A 964-nucleotide genomic window follows, 5' to 3' on the forward strand; every position below is an offset into this window, starting at 1 on the left:
GGGGTGGAGAGCACCTGCAGCGGCGAATCGCAGGTGCCGACGCCGATGACGCACACCGTCGGATCATCGCCGGCGTCGAAGCCCAGTGGCTGCAGGAAGAGATCGGCCGCGGTCTGCGCGAAGGCCGCCGACGGCGTCGGCAACATCGTGCCGCCGACGAAGATCGCGGTGTCCGACAGCAGGGCCACCCGGGCGAATGTCGTTTGGACGACCGGAGCTGCGGCGACGCCGGCGGCGATCACGCTCGCGGCGGCGAGCGGGGCGAAAGCTTTGGTTACGTTCATTCCGACACACCTAGTTTTTATGTAAGAGCCGGCCGACAGGACATGAAAAGCCGATAATGGCATTCTCGCATGACGAGAGTCAACGGCGCCGCGGTGGTAGGAGCCCGGAACAGCGGCCGTCCCAGATGGCAGTCCATTGACTTCTGTCCGGCGTCGCTGCCATGATCGCCCTCAGGAATTCTTTAGCTTCTGCGGTGAAGGGGACGCCCCGTGATGCTGACCAAGGCCTTGACGCCGATTGCGATTGCCAGCACCGTCGCGGGCGGGGTGCTCACCGCGCCGGCGGTCCACGCCACCTATACCGACGTCAACCTGCTCGCCGATACCGCGTTCTTCATCGGCCCGACCACCTTGTCCACGCCGTCACCGACCTTCGCCCAGACCGCGGCCGATCTCTTCCTGCAGCCGCTGGGCTTCGACGTCGGCGATGATCCGACGGTGTGCGTCATCGGCGTCGGCACCTGCGATTCGCCGCTGCAGGTGCTCTCCACCCCGCAACTCATCCTGCAGGGCCACAGCAGCTTCGTCGGGGCCGCCGAGATCGTGCGGGCGGTGCACGCCGAACTCGATGCCAACCCCGACGCCTACGATGCCGAAAACCCGCTGTGGATCTTCGGCTACTCGCAAGGGGCCACGGCCGGGTCGATCGCGATGGCGCAGCTGGCCCACGACGGCGTCCC

The 964-nt window shown here is 66.7% G+C and carries 2 pseudogenes; one reads left to right on the top strand and one right to left on the bottom strand.

The features are described 5' to 3' along the window. Window positions 1-284, bottom strand: a pseudogene (locus A5694_RS15650) (PE-PPE domain-containing protein); the annotation flags it as partial. Window positions 285-497: 213 nt separating this feature from the next. Here A5694_RS15650 and A5694_RS15655 point away from each other — a divergent pair. After that, a pseudogene (locus A5694_RS15655) lies at window positions 498-964 on the top strand (PE-PPE domain-containing protein); the annotation flags it as partial.

The organism is Mycolicibacter sinensis (assembly GCF_001667945.1).
GTDB lineage: Bacteria > Actinomycetota > Actinomycetes > Mycobacteriales > Mycobacteriaceae > Mycobacterium > Mycobacterium sinense_B.